This window comes from Neisseria sp. P0009.S007 (assembly GCF_051962515.1).
In genome coordinates this window covers 1-3,074 of the sequence record NZ_JBQCVF010000176.1, presented here as the reverse complement: position 1 = coordinate 3,074, position 3,074 = coordinate 1, and the positions used below count along the sequence as shown (strand labels likewise).

The following is a 3,074-nucleotide window of genomic DNA, read 5'->3' as shown; positions in this document are numbered from 1 at the left end:
TTTCTATCCTTATCAAACGCATTTCTATCTACTGGGAAGTATGGATGCTTACTGCTTCCATCAACTTTCGTCAATTCATAGCTAGTTTTAGATGAGATTGTTAAAGAACAAATGGTTCAGACGACCTCAAAGAAGATAGTGAGGCCGTCTGAAAAACAGAAACCGCGCGCGTGCGTACCGCACACACCCTACGTCAGGACTGAAGGGTTTTGTGCGGGCTACAGCTTGCTAGATGTAGGAATCAGTGGTTCAAATGTAAACCTTTGAACTCCACCCATTTTCTCAACTAAACTCTTAATTTTCATTTTCATTACTCCTTTCAGTTATAATTTGTCAAATAATCAACATTTCTTCTTAGGTTGTTTATTACGCATAGTACATGTATGTATTCCACATATACGTTACATTAAAACTGAAAATTTCATGTAGACTAAGAATTGCTTAAATCAGGGAGGATAATAGGTTTGTAACTAAGTACTTTATCAGCTATTTCCTCGGAGCTCATGTTTGTCCAATATATATAATCTGATATATTTGGATCTGTGACCAAATTTTCTAATTTTTCAAGAAATACATCTTCATCCTCTTCTGAACCTTCAAAATTTCTTAACTGATCAATCAGTTTGATTAAATATAATCTATCCAACATAATGCTATCCTCTTCCAAAATGGTATTTCGGGTCTAGTATCTCTTTATGGAATTTTGGTGTAACAATCAGCATATTATCCATATCATAAACACCACCACCACGATTAATAGGAGTTTTATGATGTATTTGATACGAGCTTACTTTACCATCATGTTGACATTTGGCTGCTTTAGGTGCTTTCCCCTGAGCCATCCTTTTCTTATTAGCCTCCGAAAAACCCTCAACTAATTTTGGATCTTTTGCTACTTCTTTCCAAAAGGCAGCTCGGAAATCATCAAAACTATCAAAAGATTTACCACGTAATTTATCTGCTACAGATTTAGGAAATACACCAGCATTTCCATGTGTACCCTTCAACCATTTTTTTCCAATTGAATTACCACTTCCTGATGCAATTCCTGGTAAATTTCTAGGACTTAATCCTAAAGGATCAAACCAACTATTTATATTGGGTGAAAATTCATAAAGATTATCCCCACCCAATAACCCAATCGGGTCCTGATTCACAAACCGCCCGGCCTCAGGCTCGTAATACCGCATCAGGTTGTAATGCAGTCCGGTCTCTTCATCGAAGTATTGGTTTTGCAATCTGAACGGCTGGTACGCATTCCGATAGACCCGCTCATCCTTTTTCAGGCGACCCCAGGCGGTGTATTCGCCGTACCACAGAAGATTGCCGTGGATGTCGGTCATTTCCCTCGGTATGCCGATTTGGTCGTTGTGGAAATAAGCGAGGTATTGCTCTTCGTCTTGGTTATTGTGGAAGACTTGGGCTAAAGGTTCGTAGCTGTCTTGGTCGGTGTAGAGATAGGTGTAGCTGCCTTTGTAGGTATACTCTTGTAATAGGCGGCTGCCGTCCCAGACGAAGTGGGTGCGTTTGGGGTCGGTACTCGTCCAAGCTAGTTTGTCTTGGCGTTCTTTGGAAAGGCGTCTTCCGAACGGGTCGTAGGCGTATGTCCAAATCTCAGTATTGCCGGCTGACTTTTTGATTTCGGCGCGGACGAGTTGGTTTTCGAGATCGTATTGGTAATATTGGTTTTCGCCGTTGGGCAGCTGGCGGTAAATCAAATTACCCAAGGCGTCGTAGGTGTATTCGATGCCGTTGTATTCTTTGAGGCGGTTGCCGCTGACAAGGTTAGGGTTGGCAGGTGATTTCAGACGACCTTGAGTTTGGGGGTCGTCTGAAATCGGGGCGGTCGTTTTGCCCTCTCCCACGGGAGAGGGGGTAGATGTTGGGATGTCGAGGATGTTGTGGGCGGGGTCGAAGGCGAAGGTTTCGCAGCGGCCGGTTTGGCTGTTGCGGGCTTCTTGAATCCGTCCGATTTTGTCGTAGACGTAATTAAGGACGCCGCTTCTTTGGTCGGCGCTTTGGATCAGGTTGCCGGCTTTGTCGTAGGCGTAGCGGCGGTTGACGGCGCCGCCGGCCAGCGGGTTTTGTTTGCTGCGGGGTGTTTGTGTGCCGCTCCAGACGGTACGCTGGCTTTTCAGACGACCCATGGGGTCGTAGTCGTACAGGCTGCTGATGCTGCCCTGCGTCCTTTGGATTTCTCGGTGCAGTTTGTCGCGTTCGATGTCGCTGACGACTTCGCCGTCGAGGCTGATTTGGTGCAGGTGTCCGCTGCCGTAGTACAGGTAATCGATATGGCGGCCGTCGGGCAGGATGGTGCGGATGCGGTTGCCTAACGGGTCGTATTGATAGCCTACGGTGGCGCTTTGGCCGTTATGGACGGTGGTTTCGCCGATGAGGCGGTCGAGTTCGTCGTAGGCGAGTTCGACGCTGCTGTGTTGGTTGCGGGCTTTGGTCAGGTTGCCGGTAATCGGGTCGTAGTCGAAACGGGTGCGGCTGATGCCTTCGTCTTTGCTTTGTCCGTTGCGGCTGGAGACTTTGCGGCTTTGTTTTTCGATCAGTTGGCCGAGGATGTTGCGTTTGAAATGGTGGATGTGCCAAGTTTCGGGACGCTCTTTCAGACGACCTTCATTATTGCTTTGGCCGTATTCGGTCTGTTGGACCAGTTGTCCGGCGGCATCGTAGCCGTAGGCGGTGATTTTGCCGTCCCAGCCGGTTTCTTGGATCAGGTTGTCGGTCGGGTCGTAATCGAAACGGTAGGTTTCGCCGTTTTCATTGGTGAGGACGGTCAGACGGCGGGCTTTGTCGTAGGCGTAGGCGAAGGTATGGCCCAGCGCGTTGGTGCGTTTGAGCGGCAGTCCGTCCACCGCGAGTTCGTAGGCGGTTTTGGCACCGAGTCCGTCGATATGGGCGGTCAGACGGTTGAGGCGGTCGTATTCGAAGGTTTCGTGACTGCCGTCGGGATAGTCGGTACGGACGGGGTTGCCCGCTGCGTCGTAATGGTGGCGGGTGGTATGGCCCAGCGCATCGGTAACGGTTTCGAGATCGCCGTATTCGGTGTAACCGAAACGGGTGGT

Annotated in this window: 2 protein-coding genes; both read right to left on the bottom strand. The window is 48.6% G+C overall.

Features of this window, described 5'->3' with window-relative positions:
* Positions 1–430: 430 nt before the first annotated feature.
* Complete coding sequence (locus ACTHS3_RS11140) at positions 431–649, bottom strand: hypothetical protein (RefSeq protein ID WP_003743387.1); 219 nt, start codon at positions 647–649, stop codon at positions 431–433.
* Positions 650–653: 4 nt separating this feature from the next.
* Positions 654–2,078, bottom strand: coding sequence for an RHS repeat domain-containing protein (locus ACTHS3_RS11135; protein WP_440367968.1), 1,425 nt, complete (start codon positions 2,076–2,078; stop codon positions 654–656).
* Positions 2,079–3,074 lie beyond the last annotated feature (996 nt).

Coding starts and splice junctions, on each gene's coding strand:
- ACTHS3_RS11140 (WP_003743387.1), bottom strand. CDS start 649: ATGTTGGATAGATTATATTTAATCAAACTGATTGATCAGTTAAGAAAT.